Here is a 15200-nt window from a genome sequence, read left to right on the forward strand (position 1 = left end):
CCGGTCAGTCCTCCGATTCGTGCTTCAAACGCTGGCTGATCACCTGGGTCACACCGGCGCGCATCGTGACGCCGTACAGGGCGTCGGCGACCTCCATCGTGCGCTTCTGGTGCGTGATGATCAACAGCTGGCTCTTTTCGCGCAACTGTTCGAACAGCGTAATCAACCGCCCGAGGTTGACGTCGTCGAGGGCGGCCTCGACCTCGTCCATGATGTAGAAGGGCGAGGGCCGGGCGCGGAAGATGGCGCAGAGCATCGCCACCGCGGTCAGCGACCGCTCGCCACCGGAGAGCAGCGACAGCCGCTTGATCTTCTTGCCCGGCGGGCGGGCCTCGACCTCGACGCCGGTGGCCAGCATGTCCTCCGGGTCGGTGAGCACCAGCCGGCCCTCGCCACCCGGGAAGAGCACCTGGAACACAGTCTCGAACTCGCGCGCCGTGTCCTCGAACGCGGACGCGAAGACCTCCAGGATCCGGTCGTCCACGTCCCGGACCACGGTCAGCAGGTCCTTGCGCGTGGCCTTGAGGTCCTCGAGCTGGTCGGAGAGGAACTTGAAACGCTCCTCCAGCGCGGCGAACTCCTCCAGGGCGAGCGGGTTGACCTTGCCCAGCAGGGCCAGGTCGCGCTCGGCCTTGTTGGCCCGCTTCTCCTGGGTCGGGCGGTGGAACGCCACCGGCTCGGGAACCGGCTTGCCGTCCTTCTCGGCCAGGGCCACCTCGGCCTGGGTCGGCGGCACGGGCTGCTCGGGACCGTACTCGACGATCAGCGTGTCGACGTCGAGCGAGAAGTCCTCGGCTGCCTTGGCCTCGAGTTGCTCGATGCGCATCCGCTGCTCGGCCCGGGCCACCTCGTCCCGGTGCACCTCGCTGGTGAGCCGTTCGAGCTCGGCGACCAGGCGCTTGGCGCCGGCCCGCACCTCCTGCAGCTCGGCCTCGCGCAGCGTCCGGGCCTGGGCCAGCTCGTCGCGGACCTCCACGGCCCCGGCCAGCGACACCCGGACGCGGGCCAGCGCGGAGGCCGCGCCCAGCGCGACCGCGCGGGCGATCTCGGCGCCCCGGGCCCGCGCGGCACGACGGGCGGCGGCCCGCTCGCGGGCCTGGCGCTCGGCGTTGGCCTGGCGCAGCAGCGAATCGGCCCGGCCGGCGATCGAGGCGACCCGCTCCTCGGCGGTGCGCACCGCCAGCCGGACCTCCATCTCGTTCTGCCGGGCCTGGGGCACGAGTGCGGCGAGCCGGTCCCGCTCCTCGGTGGAGGGTTCCTCGTCGATCGGGGTGGCCTCGGCCAGGCGCAGCCGCTCCTCGAGCTCGGCCACGCGCATCAGGTCGGCCTCCCGGGCCGACTCGGCCTTCTGCCGCGCGGCGCCCAGCCGCTCGGTCTCGGCCTTGGCCGACCGGGCGGCCGCGCCCAGCTCGGCGAGCCGGCGGGCGGCCGCGTTGCGCTCACCCTCGGCGGCCCGCTTGGCGGCGGCCGCGACGTTCACGGCCTCCTTGTGCCGGGCCACTTCGGCGCGGGCCGCGGCCAGCTGCTCCTTGAGCTCGCCGATCGACGTCTCGGAAGCTGTCCGGCGGGCCTTGGCCTCGTCGACCGCGGCCTGCACCTCGAGATAGCTCGTGGCCTTGCCCGAGCCACCGGCGGCGGCGTACGCCCCGAGCACGTCCCCGTCGGGGGTGACGGCCCGCAGCTCCGCGTTCGAGCCGACCAGCGCCACGGCGGCCGCGTGATCGGGCACGAGGGCGACATCGCGCAGCGCCCGGTTGAGCGCCGGGCGAAGAGTGTCGGGACAGCCGATCACGTCGGGCGCCCACACCGCCCCCTCGGGCAGAGCGGGGCGCAACGCGTCGAGCGACCCCTGCATGCCGGGGGCGGCCGGTGACGCGACGACCAGCGCGGCCCGCCCGGCGTCGGCGATCTTCAGCGTCCGCATGGCCTCGACGGCCTCGTCCACGCCGGACAGCGCGACCGCGTCGGCCAGCGAGCCCAGCGCCGCGGCGAGCGCCGACTCGTGTCCCGGCTGGACGGTGAGGATGGAGGCCAGGCTGCCCAGCAGGCCGGGCACCTCGCCCGCCTTGGCCAGCAGCGCCCCGGCCCCGTCCTTGCGCTTGAGGCCCAGCGCGAGCGCTTCCTCGCGGGCCTTCCAGCTGGCCGCGTCCTTCTCCGCCGTCCGTTCGGCGTCCGACAGGTCCTTGACGACCGCGGCGGCCCGGTCGTGCTCGGCGACCGCCTCGGCGTGCCGCTCGTCGAGCTCGACGTTGTCGCGGTCGGCCTCGGACGACTCGGCCGCGACGGCGTCGACCTCGGCCTGCGCGGCCTCGGCGCGCATCATCGCGTCGGTGTGCGCGGCGGCCAGGCGTTCGATCTCGTCGGTCGCGCCCTCGGTGCGGGCGCGGGCCGCGTTCACGTTGCCGGTGAGCTTGGCCAGACCCTCGCGCCGGTCGGCGATCGCCTTGGCCGCCGTCCGCAGGGCGCCCTCGGCCGCGGCCAGCTCGCGCTCCAGCTCCTGCCGGTGCTCGATCGCCTCGGCCAGGCGCATCTGGTCGTCGGTGAGCGCCTCGCGCAGCTCCTCCTCCTGCTCGCGCACCCGCTCGGCCTCGGCCACCAGCTGGTCGGGGTCGCGGCCGGGCCGCTCCTCGTCCGGGGTGGCGGCCAGGTGCCGCAGCCGCTCGGAGGCGAGCTGCTCGGTCGAGCGGAAACGCTCCTGCAGAGCGGACAGCTTGTACCAGGTGTCCTGGGCGGCCTGCAGCAGCGGCGCATCCTCGGCGTGCGCGAGCTCGAGGTCGGCCAGGTGCCGCTGCACCTCACGGTTCTCGTCCTCGACCTGGCCCCGGCGGTCCCGCATCGCCGACTCGTCGGCGATCTCCTTGTCCAGCGTGGTGCGCAGCGTGTGCAGGTCGTCGGCAAGCAGCCGCAGCCGGGCGTCGCGCAGGTCGGCCTGGATGCCGGCCGCCCGACGGGCCACCTCGGCCTGCTTGCCCAGCGGCTTGAGCTGGCGTCGCAGCTCGGCGGTGAGGTCGGTGAGCCGGTTGAGGTTCACCTGCATGGCGTCCAGCTTGCGGATCGCCTTCTCTTTCCGCTTGCGGTGCTTGAGGACGCCGGCGGCCTCCTCGATGAAGGCGCGGCGGTCCTCGGGCTTGGCGTGCAGCATCGCGTCGAGCCGGCCCTGCCCGACGATGATGTGCATCTCCCGGCCGATGCCGGAGTCGCTCAGCAGCTCCTGGATGTCGAGCAGCCGGCAGGCGTTCCCGTTGATCTCGTACTCGCTGGCGCCGTCGCGGAACATGCGGCGGGTGATCGACACCTCGGTGTACTCGATCGGCAGGGCGCCGTCGTTGTTGTCGATCGTGAGCGTCACCTCGGCCCGGCCCAGCGGCGCGCGGCCGGACGTGCCGGCGAAGATGACGTCCTCCATCTTGCCGCCGCGCAGGGCCTTGGCGCCCTGCTCGCCGAGAACCCAGGCGATGGCGTCGACGACGTTCGACTTGCCGGAGCCGTTTGGGCCCACCACGCAGGTGATGCCCGGCTCCAGCCGCAGCGTCGTAGCGGAGGCGAAGGACTTGAAGCCCTTGACCGTCAGGCTCTTGAGGTGCACGGATCTCCGAATGTCGGTCGTCTTCTGCTTCGGCGCAGACTACCCCCGGCATGCGTCACCAGCGGTAACCGCCGCTCCGCGTCCCGCAGAAACCGGACAAAAAGATCTTTGGCGCCGAGATCCGGCGGCAAAAAGATGCGCGCCGCCACGAAGTGGAGGCGCGCGATTTCGGGGTGCGTCTTTGGTGCGAGGGGGATTGCGATGGCCGCCCTGCCCGTCAGCGGAACAGCGTGGGTGACGCAGCCGCGGCGGCCGGTGGAGCTCAGGTCAGTGCGGGCTCGGTCAGCCGCGCGAAATCGTCTGCCTCGGCAGCAGCCGCCGCAAGACGATCGTTTTCCGCCCGGAGGCGGGTGACCTCGAACTCCAGGGCCTGCACCCTGGAACGCAGACGGGTGACCTCGTCGAGCAGACGCCGATCGGGCGCTGCACCTACGTGGCCGAAGAGGGCCTTCGCCATGGTGACTCCTTGAGAAGCACTGCTTCTTCTTGTGGATAGCGTTGTCGGAGAGGCCGATCAACGCGCGCTCAGCATGCACCGCAGACTGCACTCAAGGGCACGCTTGAGCACAGAATCATGCACCCTCGGAAGCATTCTTAAGGTGCAGATCCCTCGAACCCGACTGGAACCGGGCACGAGTGGGCGCGACTGGCGACTCCTCCATAGTCCGCCGATACCCAGTTTCCGTCAAGCGCTGCGGAGGCGTCCCGTCGTGGCGAAGCAGTGAATCATGCCACCCGGAATGCCGCCAGCAGGCCGAACACCCTCTTGACACCGGGCCCCGCCGGCCACCGGGCGGCGATGAGGATCAGAATGCGGCACTGAAGTTGGCATGTCCGCGAGCCCGTCGCCGCGCCGCGGCCGCCCACCCCCTGGGGAGGGGGAGGTGGTGGCGAACGCTATCGCCCCCACAAGATCCACACCGACTTGTCCACAGGTACGCCCACCAGAGCCGACCAACCACCGCGCTCAGAAAACCGCATAACGGACAAACAGGGCGGCAAATCGGGTAAATGTTGCGTAATTGTGTCGCCTACCCGACAGGCTCCCTCGCCTTCGGCACCCTGTTTCGTTGCCCCCATCGTGAATCCGACCCCGCCGCGCGAGCGCATCTGCATGCTGACCGGTGGCGGGTACCCGTACCGTCGGGACGCCCTGAGCGGATGGTGCCGCACCCTCGTCGAAGGACTGCGCCGGTTCCGCTTCGAGTTGCTGACCGTGACCGACCGGGAACCGCCGACCGCCCCGGCCTACCCGCTGCCGCTGAACGTCGGCTCGGCCCGGGCCGTCGCCGTGGGCCGAGCGGCGATCAAGACCGAGCGGTCCGAGAGCCGCTCCGAGAACCGCCGGGAGCGCAACGAGCGCCGCCGCAGCGAGACCGAGCTCGGCCAGGCCGTCGCCGCGCTGCTCTGCCGTGGGCTGGTCGGCGAGCCCGAGGACGAGCGGACCTTCGCGCAGGGGCTCCGGCGGGTCGCCGAGCACCCCACTGCCCTGCCCGCGCTTCCGCTGGCCGACGCGCTCGTCGAGGCCTGGCGTACGGGTCAGGTCCGCGAGGGCGATCTGCCGCTGCCCCGGCTGAGCATGCGCGACGCCCGCACCGCGGCCACCCTGCTGCGGCACGCGCTCGGTGCGCTCACGGTCGACGTCCCCGAGTCGGACCTCGTGCACTGCGTCGGCGGCACCACGCCGCTGCTCACCGCGCTGGCCGGGCGCTGGCGCCACGGCGTGCCGCTGCTGCTGACCGAGGCCCGCGCGCCCGTGGCCCGGCACAAACCGCACGAGGAACGGCTGTCGCCGGCCGTACGCACGGTGCTGCGCCGGTTCCGCGGCTCGGTCGCCCGCGCCGGTTACGCCGAGGCCGGGCTGATCGCGCCGCTCAGCGCCTATCACCACAGCTGGGCGCTGCGGCACGGCGCGCAGGCGGCCAAGCTCGTCCAGGTGCCGGCCGGCGTCGACCCGTCGGAGTATCCGGGCGCCCCCGAGAGCGAGTCGGACCCGGCGGTGGTCTGGGCCGGCAGCGGCGGTCCGGACAGCGGCCTGGCCCCTCTGCTGGCCGCGTTCGAGCAGGTCGTGGCGGCTGTGCCGGGCACGGTGCTGCACCTGGTCGGGGTGACGGCGGCGCACGAGGACTACTGCGCCGAGCTGATCGAACGCACCGGGCTGGGTCGGACCGTACGCCTGCACCCGCTGCCCGCCGATCCGCGCGACCGGTACACGTCGGGCCACGTGGTGGCGCATGTGCCGGGGCCCGCCGATCCCCCGTACCGGCTGGTCGAGGCCATGATGTCGGGCCGCGCGGTGGTCGGGGTGGACGTGGGCCCGGCCGCCGAGACGCTCGGGGACGCCGGGGTCCTGGTGCAGCCGGGCGACCCGGCCGAGCTCGCGATCGCCGTGGTCGGGCTGCTGCGAGCGCCGAACCGCCGCCGGGCCCTGGGCGAGGCCGCCCGCCGGCGCGCGCTCACGCACTACACCAACGACCGGGTGGTCCGCGTCTACGGCGGGCTCTACACCGATCTCACGGCGCCGCCCCCACCGTCGTCGTTCGAGCTGGCGCTGGCCGTGCCGGCTCCCCGGTGCGAACCGCCGGTCACGCTGCGCTGGCTGGTCAGGGAAAGGCAGGACGGATGACGATCACGCCCGGACGGACGCGCACGGCCCGGCGTACGCGTCGTCGCGTCTCCACCGTTCCGAGGCACAGCCCGCCATCCGCCGCGGGGCGACCGGCGCTGGTCCGGCCCGCTCCGGTACGGGTCGAAGAGCCGCCCGTCGCCGTGGTCGAGCCCGCTCCGGAGGAGGTGCGGTCGCACCGGGCGCCGGCCCGGCGCTCCTACCTGCGGGCCGCCCTGCTGCGCTGCGCCCTGTACCTGGGTCCGCTCAGCGTCGCCGTGGCCGCGGCCGACCCCCTCTCCCAGGTCGCCTGGCCCGTCCCGATGGTCACCCTGCTGCTCGGCTGGTCGGCGGCCCAGGCGTTGACGAGCACCGGCGTCTCGGCGGCCCGGCGGGCCGGGCCGGCCACCGCCGCGCGCCGGGTCGGCGCCGGCTTCGCGGGCGCGGCCGCCCTGTGGTGCGCGCTGGTGTGGATCGCCCCGCCCACCGTGGTCGGGCCGGACCGCGGGCTGGCGCTGATCATCGGCCTGGGTGGGCTCGGCACGCTCGCCACGGTCACCGCCGCCCTGGTGACGCGGGCCGAGGCGGCCGTCGCGGTGTGGAGCCTGCCGTGCTGGCTGCTGGCCGCGTCGGCGCTGGCCGAGCCGCTGATCGGCCGGACGGCGCAGGTCGGCACGCTGCTGCCGGCGGCCATCGTGGTGGCCCTCGTCCGGGCGTTCCAGCCGGTCGTCCTTCCGCGCGGACGCCGGCCCCGGCTCACGGCCGCGGAGCTGCGCCGGGCCGGCGGCTATCTGGTGATCGGAGCGTCCCAGGCGGTCTGCGTGGCGCTGGTCTGGCAGGCCGGCCCGTCCGGCTCGACCGCGCCGTTCTGGCTGCCGCTGCTGCTCGCCGTGCCCATTCTGGAGGCGCTGATCGGCTGGCACACCGGCCAGGTCGAGGCCGGGCTGGACACGGCCGAGAACGGCGCCGACTACCGCAAGCACGTCCGCAGCGTCACGCTGATCACGCTGGCCGGCCTGCTGCCCCCGTTCGCCGCGGGCGTCGCGCTGACGCTGGCGGCCTACCAGCTGCCGGGGGCCCGGACCGCGGCCGCGGTGCTCGGGCTGGCCGGCGGCACGCTGCTGGGTGGGGTCTTCGCCATCACCTACCTGCTGGCGGCGCGCTCCCGGATCGGCGTCGCCGCGACCCTGGCCGCCGCTCCCCCGCTGGTCACCGTGGCTCTGCCGTTCCTGCCCCTGCCCTCGTCCGGTCCTCTGCCGGACGCTGTCGCCGTGCTCGCCGCCACCCACCTGGCCGGCCTGCTCCTCGTCGCCCTGACCGCCCAGCCCGCACCGACCGCCGACGACCCCCGGAGAACACTGTGAAGACCCTGTTCCCCCCGTACGCCCACCCGTCGCCCGGACTGCCGCTGGACGCCGACACCTGGATCGTCCGCGACGTGCCCGGCGAACGACGCTCCCTGCACCAGTCGCTGGGGCGCATCGACCTGGACTGGGGCAGCCGCTCGCTGGCCGACGTGCTGGCCGACGTGGACGCCTGGCGGGCCGACGGCGCCGAGGGGCTGTTCCTCGACCGGGCGCCGGCCGGCTCGGGCGGGGTCGGGCCGGTCGCGCTGACCGTGCGCCTGGCCGCCCGCCGCGGGCTGCACCGCATCGTGCTCAACCCGGGCGTGCCGACCCATCCGCTCTACCGCGACCTGGGCGTGCGGATCTGCACGTTCGAGGGTCCGTGGTCGGCCTATCAGAACTGGGACGGCGACGGCTCGCGTCCCGGGGACGGCCACCTCGTGCACGGCGTGCCGACCGCCCTGCTCACCGCCGCCCGCCGCCTGATGGGCCGGCGCGGGGCGGGGTTCGGGCTGGCCACCGACGCCGGCCCGAACGTCAGCGCAGAATCGCTCGCGGGCGGGGCTGGCAACGCGGACAGCTGAACGAGGAGCGGTTCATGAACTGCTCCCGGCGCATCGGTGTGCCGCAACGGTGGCACGGCTGACCTTCCCGGCCGTACGCGTTGAGCGAGCGGTCGAAGTAGCCGCTCTCCCCGTTCACGTTGACATACAGCTCGTCGAAGCTCGTCCCGCCGGCGACGATCGCCTCGCCGAGCACGTCGCGGACGTGGGCGAGCAGACGGCGTACGGCCGGCCGGGTCAATTGATCTGTCGGCCGGGCGCCGTGGAGCTGGGCCCGCCACAGCGCCTCGTCGGCGTAGATGTTGCCCACGCCCGAAATCAGCGTCTGGTCGAGCAGGGCCCGCTTGACCTCGGTGTGCTTGCCGCGCAGCCTGGCGACGAACGCCTCGTCGTCGAAGAGCGGGTCCATCGGGTCCCGGGCGATGTGCGCGATCTCGTCGGGCAGCTCGGCGCCGCCCTCCGAAACGGACAGTCCGCCGAACGTGCGCTGGTCGACGAAGCGCAGCTCGGGGCCGCCGTCGGTGAACGTGAACCGGATGCGGAGGTGTTTCTCGTCCTCGGCCTCGGCCGGCTGCATCAGCAACTGGCCGCTCATGCCCAGGTGCCCGATGATCGCGTCGCCCGAGTCGAGCGGGAACCAGAGGTACTTGCCGCGGCGGGACACGTCGGCGATGGTGCGCCCGGTCAGCAGGGCGATGAAGTGGGCGTCACCGGTCAGGTGCCGGCGGATGGCCCGGGGGTGGTGCACCTCGACGGTCCTGATCGTCCGGCCGGCCACCCACTTGGCCAGCCCTTGCCGCACGGTCTCGACCTCGGGCAGCTCAGGCACTGCTTCTCCTCAGGACTCACAGGGTGTAGGGCCAGACGGCGACAAGATAGGCGCCGTACCACAGGCCGAACAATGCCCAGGCCACGATCGATACCACGGCGACCCGCGGCCGGGCCCGGGCGGCGGCCACCGCGGCGGGCAGCAGGGTCAACAGTACGGGGACCAGCAGCCGGGGCTTCGAGTGGTAGAAACCGGCCTGGCCGTAGACGAGCACCATGGCGATGACCCCGTAGACGGCCAGCGGCGGCCAGGGTCGCTGGGCCAGCGCGACACCGGCGGCGGCCAGGGCGGCGAGCAGGATCAGGGCCACGCTGACCGGCACCCAGCCGTCGCCGGTGCTCAGCGTCGACGTCACGAACGACACCGTGCTGGACCCGAAGTCGAAGGCGGTGCCCCAGCCGGCGGCCTGGATACGGAACCACGCCGCGGGGTCGCCGACCCGCCAGCCCACCCAGGTCAGGAACAGCGGGACCCCGGCGAGCGCCACGGCCGCGGCCCCGATCGGCTGCCAGGCCTTCGCGCGGGACTCCCGGACGGCCAGCAGCGCGGCCACGGCCAGAGCCACGGCCGCGGCGGCGCCGGTCGGGCGGGTCAGCGCGGTCAGCAGCCCGAGCAGCCCGGCCGCCCACCACACGCGGCGATGGGCAGCGACCAGCATCCCGGCCACCAGGGCCAGGAAGATCCCCTCCGAGTACGCCATGGAGAACACCACGGCGACCGGGGCGCTGCAGCAGATCGCGACCAGCGCCCACCCGGTCCGCTTGCCGTAGAGCGACGTGCCGAGCAGGTGCAGCGCCACCGCGGCGCCGACCGAGGCCAGCCAGGCGACCACGAGCGCGGCCGTCGGCGCGGCGATGCCGAGCGCCGCCACGAGCCGGATCAGCATCGGATAGACCGGGAAGAAGGCCAGCTCGTTGCCCTGGAGCTGGCCGCCCTCGTACGTGTAGCCGTGCGGATAGCCGTCGACGGCGACCCGCAGGAACCACCCGGCGTCCCAGATCAGCAGTCGTTGGCGAATACCGGTCGGGCTGTCGGAGGCGGCGTCCAGCCAGGCCAGCATGATCAGCTGGCCGACGCGGGTGAGCGCGAAGATGCCCACCGCGATCCCGATGCCCCGCCAGGCGCCGGCCAGGTCCCAGAGCCGGGGCCGTTCCGCCTCCTCGGCCCGGTCGTCGGTCACCGACCGGCTCACTCGTCGCCCTTGGCCCGCTCGCCGGTCTCGGGCTCGGCCTCGGGGGCCCGGCTCTTGTCGAGCAGGCTGCCGTCGGGTTCGCTGGTGCGCTCGGTGAGGATGCGCCACGCGGCCGCGGCGGCCCGCTGCTCGGCCTGCTTCTTGCTGCGTCCCTCGGAGCCGCCGTAGCGCTCGCCGGCCACGACCACCCAGGCGGTGAACGTCTTGGCGTGGTCGGGACCGGAGTCCTCGATCACGTAGTCGGGCACGCCGAGGCCGAGCGCCGCGGTCAGCTCCTGGAGGCTGGTCTTCCAGTCGAGCGCGGCGCCGCGCCCGGCCGATTCGGCCATCAGCGGGTCGAACAGCCGGTGGATCACGTCGGCGGCCACGTCCAGGCCGTGCTCGAGATAGATCGCGCCGAGCAGCGCCTCGAGCGTGTCGGCCAGGATGCTCGCCTTGTCGCGCCCGCCGGTCGTCTCCTCGCCCTTGCCGAGCAGCAGGTGCCGGCCCAACCCGTACTCGCCGAGGTCGCGGGCCACGTCGGCCAGCGCGTGCATGTTGACCACGCTGGCCCGCAGCTTGGCCAGCTGACCCTCGGGCAGGTCCGGGTGGTTGTGGAAGAGCGCCGAGGTGATCACGACGCCGAGCACCGAGTCGCCCAGGAACTCGAGGCGCTCGTTGGTCGGCAGGCCACCGTTCTCGTACGCGTACGAGCGGTGGGTGAGGGCCCGCTCGAGCAGCTCGGGCTCGAGCGGAACGCCGAAGGCCTCCTCCAGCGGCAGGGTCGGCGGCCGGCGGCGCTTGTCATTCATGGGGGACACCTCGTTGTGTGTGGATCTCGGCCATCGCCGCGACCGCGGCTTGGCGATGAAGCTGGGCGGCGAAGGCGATGCCGGCGGCGAGCTCCGCGGCCGAGGCGGCGCCGTGGCAGACCACCACGAGGCCCTCGACACCGAGCAGCACGGCGGCGCGGGGCAGGGAGCCCTGCGGCGGGCCGAGTTCGGCGTACGCCGTCTCGAGCCCCTTGAGCAGCACGTTCCCGGTGAAACCGTCGGTCACGACCACATCGGCGACCGCGCCGGTGACCACGTCGTTGCCCTCGACCAGGCCGATGTAACGCCCCCCGCCGGGCAGGTCGAGGTCGGCGAGCAGGGGTGGAAGGGCGCGGCGGAGACGGTCGCCCTTGCCGCGCTCGGTGCCGATGGTCAGCAACCCGACGCGCGGCTCGGCGATCCCGTGGACCACCGAGGCGTACGCGGAGCCCAGCCGGGCGTGCATGGCGACGGTGTCCTCGTCGGGGTCGACCGAGGAGCCCACGTCGAGCAGCACCAGCCGGCCGGCCGTCGTGGGCAGCACGGCCGCGAGCGGTGGACGGCGTACGCCGGGACGACGGCCCAGCCCGAGCGCGGCCGAGGTCACGGTGGCGCCGGTGTTGCCGGCGGAGAGAACGGCGTCCGCGTCGCCCTGCGCGACCGCCAGCACGGCGGAGCGCACCCCGGACTCGACCCAGCTCTCCACGCGATCGCCGGGAGCGATCGCCAGCGTGCTGATCCTGCCCCGATCGGCCAAGGGGAGGGCAGCACGAAGCTCGTCGGCAGCTTCGAGCGGGCCGACGAGCAACAGATGGAGGGCCGGGTCGGCCTGACAGGCGAGCAGAGCGCCGTCAACCACGACGGCGGGAGCGTGGTCCCCGCCGAGGAGGTCGACGGCGATCCGCGCGATGCCCGGGTCCCCGACAGTCACCTGTCCGGGAGCCCGGGCACCGCTCGGTCGCGGGTGCTCAGGCGCGACCCGCCCGACAGGGCGAGTCACAGTGAGCGCGGCTCAGACCTCGAGGACCTGACGGCCGTTGTAGGTGCCGCAGACCCCGCACGCAGTGTGCGGCAGGTGCGGCGACTTGCACTGGGGGCAAGCCACGGTCTGGACCGCGGTCGCCTTCCAGTTCGCCCGGCGGGACCGGGTGTTACTGCGCGACATCTTGCGCTTGGGGACGGCCACGGTACCTACTCCTCAGAATCTTGCTGCGGCGAAGCCGTCTTGGACGGCTCAGTCGAAATGGTGCGCAAAGCGGCCCAGCGGGCGTCGACGACCTCGTGGCTGTGATCCGCCGGAAGGTCGTCGAAGTGCACCCCGCACTCGGGGCACAGGCCGGGACAATCCGGCCGGCACAGCGGGTTGGTCGGCAGCGTCAGCACTACCGCGTCCCGCAACGCCGGCTCCAGGTCGAACAGGTCGCCCTGCATCCGGCCCACCTCGTCCTCGTCCGTCGTCTCCTCGGTGGTGCTGTCCGCGTACGCGAACAACTCCGCGATCTTGACGTCGAAGGACTCGTTGATCTCGTTGAGGCAGCGACCGCACTCGCCGGTGAGCGAGCCGCGGGCGTTGCCGCTGACATAGACCCCTTCGGAGACCGACGTGAGCGTCATGTCGAGCTCGACGTCCGACCCCACGGGGACCGAGACCAGCTCCAGGCCGAGGTCCTCCGGTGCCGGGATCACCCTTTTCAGGGCACGCGTCGCACCAGGCTGCCGTGGGAGTTTCGTCGTGTCGACGACGAGTGGCTGCCTGGGGTCCAGGTGTGACTGTGGTGACTTGGGCATCGTTCTTCCTCAGCCATGGGTAGGCCGACAGAAAAGGTTACCTGAGCTGCCGCCGTACCGTCGAATCCGGGTCGTGTGCGCCCGGACTCGTCACGAGCCGGGCTTAGTTAGAACGGCAGAGGACGCTCGCTGTCTTCCCCCTGGAAGGTTCCGATCTCGCGGAGCGCGTGCATCTTGTCCCGGCCACGCTCTATCGACGCCAGCGCCCGGGTCAGGAACTGCTCGAAGTTGGCCAGGGCGGTGTCGACGTAGTCGTCGACCTCCTCCCGCAGGCGCTGGGCTTCGGTGCGGGCCTCGGCCACGATACGGGCGCCCTCGTGCTCGGCCGACACGGTGATCTCGTTGACCGAGACCAGCCGGGAGTGTTCGGTCTCACCCTCGCTGATGATCCGGTCGGCCTCACGACGGCCGGCCTCGATGATCCGGTCGCGCTCCTCGAGCACGGCGGCCGCCTTGCGCAGCTCGGACGGGAGCTCGGCGCGCAGATCGTCGAGACGCTCGATCATCTCGCCCCGGTCGTACATGAAATTGGTCCGCGACATGGGCACGGAGCGCGCTTCCTGCACGAGCTCGATGATCTCGTCGATGCGGTCGAGCGGATCCACCGGTGCCTCACTCCTCCATCCAACCGCCCCGTCCGCCCACCTTGAACCGGACCGAAGGCGTCTTCTGCCCCACGCTGCGTCGTGCGATCACGTTACTGCGTCACCGGCACAGCCGCGTCGGGCGCGCCGGTCACGCCGCGGCGCGGCGGCGGACCTCAATTCTGCTTGAGGCGGGTGACCAGGCGCTCGCCGACGAAGTCGGGCACGTACGCCGAAGCGTCCCCGCCCCACTTCACCACGTCCTTGACGAGGCTCGATGAGAGGAAAGAGTAGAGCGGGTTGGTCGGCATGAAGAGCGTTTCCACTCCGGAGAGCCCGATGTTCATCTGCGCCATCTGCAACTCGTAGTCGAAGTCGCTGACCGCGCGCAGACCCTTGATCACTACGGCCGCCCCCTGGGACCGGCAGAAGTCGACGAGCAGCCCGTGGAACGAGGCGACCCGGACGTTCTCGTACGAGGCGGTGGCCTCGCCGAGCATCTCGATCCGCTCCTCGATCGTGAAGAGGCCCGTCTTCGACTGGTTGATCAGCACGCCGATGATCACCTCGTCGAACAGCCGGCTGGCCCGGCCGACGATGTCGAGGTGGCCGTTGGTGACCGGGTCGAAGGAGCCGGGACACACCGCTCGTCTCATGATCGGCGACCGTACCAAAGTGTGGTCTCCCCGTAGCGCCGGCTGCGGTCGGCAGTGATGCCGTCCACCCAGGTCACCGCGCCACCGCGGGTGGCCCGCTCGAGGACGACGACGGCGCCGGGGGTCAGCCAGCCGAAGTCGATCAGGGATTGCTGCACGTCGATGAGGTCGCGGTCGGTCACCGCGTACGGCGGATCGGCGAACACGACGTCGTAGGTGCCCCCGTCGGGCGGCCCGGCGACGACCTGGGCGACCTTGCCGGTGATCAGCCGGGCGGCGTTGCCGAGGCGCAGCGTGACGATGTTGTCACGGATCACCCGGGCCGCACGGGCGTCGGCCTCGACCAGCAGGGCATGGGCGGCGCCCCGGGAGAGAGCCTCGAGCCCGATCGCCCCGGAACCGGCGTAAAGATCCGCGAACCGGACGTCGGTCAGGTCGATCATCGAATCGAGGGCGCTGAAGAACGCCTCACGGACACGGTCCGATGTGGGCCGGGTCAGCGCACCGGCCGGAGCCGACAGTCGCCGGCCGCCATGCGCGCCCGCGATGATCCTGGTCATGGGCCCTCACGCGGTTCTGCGGTGAACACGAGTCGAAGCTACTTCACCACTTACCCACAGCGACGAGCGAGTGAACAATTCCGCAGCGGCCGACCACTCTGGGCGCCGGTCCAATTCCGCTAAGTCAGCGTAAATCACGGATCAGCACCAACAGGAACGGCTCATCGGCTTCGCCGGTGTTGCGTTCTTCGCTTCCCCCGCCAGCGCTCACGGCAGCGACGTCAAGGGCGCCCCGTGGTGCGACACGGCCACCGGCGAGTGGGTCGTCGACTGGGAAGTGACCACCGACAACGGCAACCAGCCCGGTGCCGAGAAGTACCGCTTCCTCCTCGTCGAGGCGTCCCCGGCGCCGGTCGAGGGCATCGTCCACACCCCGGACGACGCCGACCCGGCCTTCCCGCACACGAGCAACGAGCCGCTCAAGGGCGTGCAGCGGGTTCCGGGCGACAGCAAGGTCGCCAAGCTCGAGGTCCAGGTCAAGTGGAGCGACGAGTGGACCGAGTACGAGCACCGCAAGGGCTTCGTCAAGTTCCGCGGCACGTGCTCCCAGCCGGAGACCCCGACCGCGAAGCCGGAAGCCTCTCTCGCCTCCTCCTGTGACGGCGTGACGGTCACCCTGACCAACGGCGAGGATGCCAAGACCGACGCCGAATTCGTCGTCGAGGGCTCGGGCGGCTTCGAGAAGAAGGTCACGGTCAAG

The 15200-nt window shown here is 72.3% G+C and carries 15 protein-coding genes; 3 read left to right on the plus strand and 12 right to left on the minus strand.

Features of this window, described 5'->3' with window-relative positions; all coding sequences use genetic code 11:
- Window positions 1–4: 4 nt before the first annotated feature.
- Entirely contained in the window at window positions 5–3586 is a 3582-nt protein-coding gene (gene smc, locus HJC40_RS15470) for a chromosome segregation protein SMC (protein ID WP_250001780.1), read from the minus strand.
- A 262-nt stretch (window positions 3587–3848) separates the two neighbouring features.
- The gene (locus HJC40_RS15475; RefSeq protein WP_127497323.1) at window positions 3849–4043 is read right to left on the minus strand and encodes a hypothetical protein; all 195 of its coding nucleotides are present in this window, start codon (window positions 4041–4043) and stop codon (window positions 3849–3851) included.
- 624 nt (window positions 4044–4667) lie between these two features.
- Between HJC40_RS15475 and HJC40_RS15480 the strand changes: the two genes are divergently transcribed.
- The 3 genes from HJC40_RS15480 to HJC40_RS15490 are packed head-to-tail and all read left to right on the plus strand — an operon-like array spanning window position 4668 to window position 8121.
- Entirely contained in the window at window positions 4668–6212 is a 1545-nt protein-coding gene (locus HJC40_RS15480; protein ID WP_250001781.1) for a DUF3492 domain-containing protein, read from the plus strand.
- Complete coding sequence (locus HJC40_RS15485; protein WP_250001782.1) at window positions 6209–7555, plus strand: hypothetical protein; 1347 nt, start codon at window positions 6209–6211, stop codon at window positions 7553–7555. The genes HJC40_RS15480 and HJC40_RS15485 overlap by 4 nt, the downstream gene beginning before the upstream one ends.
- The gene (locus HJC40_RS15490) at window positions 7552–8121 is read left to right on the plus strand and encodes a spherulation-specific family 4 protein (RefSeq protein WP_250001783.1); all 570 of its coding nucleotides are present in this window, start codon (window positions 7552–7554) and stop codon (window positions 8119–8121) included. Before HJC40_RS15485 ends, HJC40_RS15490 begins: the two co-directional genes overlap by 4 nt.
- Here the strand turns inward: HJC40_RS15490 and mutM are convergent.
- The 10 genes from mutM to HJC40_RS15540 form a co-directional block, all read right to left on the minus strand.
- A complete protein-coding gene (gene mutM, locus HJC40_RS15495; protein ID WP_250001784.1) occupies window positions 8075–8929 on the minus strand; it encodes a bifunctional DNA-formamidopyrimidine glycosylase/DNA-(apurinic or apyrimidinic site) lyase in 855 nt (284 codons plus the stop codon). The genes HJC40_RS15490 and mutM overlap by 47 nt on opposite strands.
- A gap of 16 nt (window positions 8930–8945) precedes the next feature.
- Window positions 8946–10109 carry a hypothetical protein gene (locus HJC40_RS15500; RefSeq protein ID WP_250001785.1) on the minus strand — a complete coding sequence of 388 codons (1164 nt, stop codon included), beginning with the start codon at window positions 10107–10109 and terminating at the stop codon, window positions 8946–8948.
- Window positions 10110–10117: 8 nt separating this feature from the next.
- On the minus strand, window positions 10118–10912 hold the full coding sequence (rnc, locus tag HJC40_RS15505) for a ribonuclease III (protein WP_250001786.1): 795 nt from the start codon (window positions 10910–10912) through the stop codon (window positions 10118–10120).
- Entirely contained in the window at window positions 10905–11843 is a 939-nt protein-coding gene (locus tag HJC40_RS15510) for a phosphate acyltransferase PlsX (RefSeq protein WP_250001787.1), read from the minus strand. Before HJC40_RS15510 ends, rnc begins: the two co-directional genes overlap by 8 nt.
- 81 nt (window positions 11844–11924) lie before the next feature.
- Window positions 11925–12098, minus strand: a complete 174-nt coding sequence (rpmF, locus tag HJC40_RS15515; RefSeq protein WP_097318372.1) for a 50S ribosomal protein L32 — start codon at window positions 12096–12098, stop codon at window positions 11925–11927.
- Between the two features lie 5 nt (window positions 12099–12103).
- Complete coding sequence (locus HJC40_RS15520) at window positions 12104–12700, minus strand: DUF177 domain-containing protein (RefSeq protein WP_250001788.1); 597 nt, start codon at window positions 12698–12700, stop codon at window positions 12104–12106.
- Between the two features lie 107 nt (window positions 12701–12807).
- Window positions 12808–13305, minus strand: coding sequence for a hypothetical protein (locus tag HJC40_RS15525; protein ID WP_250001789.1), 498 nt, complete (start codon window positions 13303–13305; stop codon window positions 12808–12810).
- Between the two features lie 155 nt (window positions 13306–13460).
- Window positions 13461–13940: a pantetheine-phosphate adenylyltransferase gene (gene coaD / locus HJC40_RS15530; RefSeq protein ID WP_133874798.1), complete on the minus strand. Its 480-nt coding sequence runs from the start codon at window positions 13938–13940 to the stop codon at window positions 13461–13463.
- Window positions 13937–14500: a 16S rRNA (guanine(966)-N(2))-methyltransferase RsmD gene (rsmD, locus tag HJC40_RS15535; protein ID WP_250001790.1), complete on the minus strand. Its 564-nt coding sequence runs from the start codon at window positions 14498–14500 to the stop codon at window positions 13937–13939. The genes coaD and rsmD overlap by 4 nt, the downstream gene beginning before the upstream one ends.
- Before the next feature lie 124 nt (window positions 14501–14624).
- Complete coding sequence (locus HJC40_RS15540) at window positions 14625–15011, minus strand: hypothetical protein (protein WP_250001791.1); 387 nt, start codon at window positions 15009–15011, stop codon at window positions 14625–14627.
- Window positions 15012–15200 lie beyond the last annotated feature (189 nt).

The sequence above is a fragment of the Actinoplanes sp. M2I2 genome (assembly GCF_023544445.1).
Lineage (GTDB): Bacteria > Actinomycetota > Actinomycetes > Mycobacteriales > Micromonosporaceae > Actinoplanes.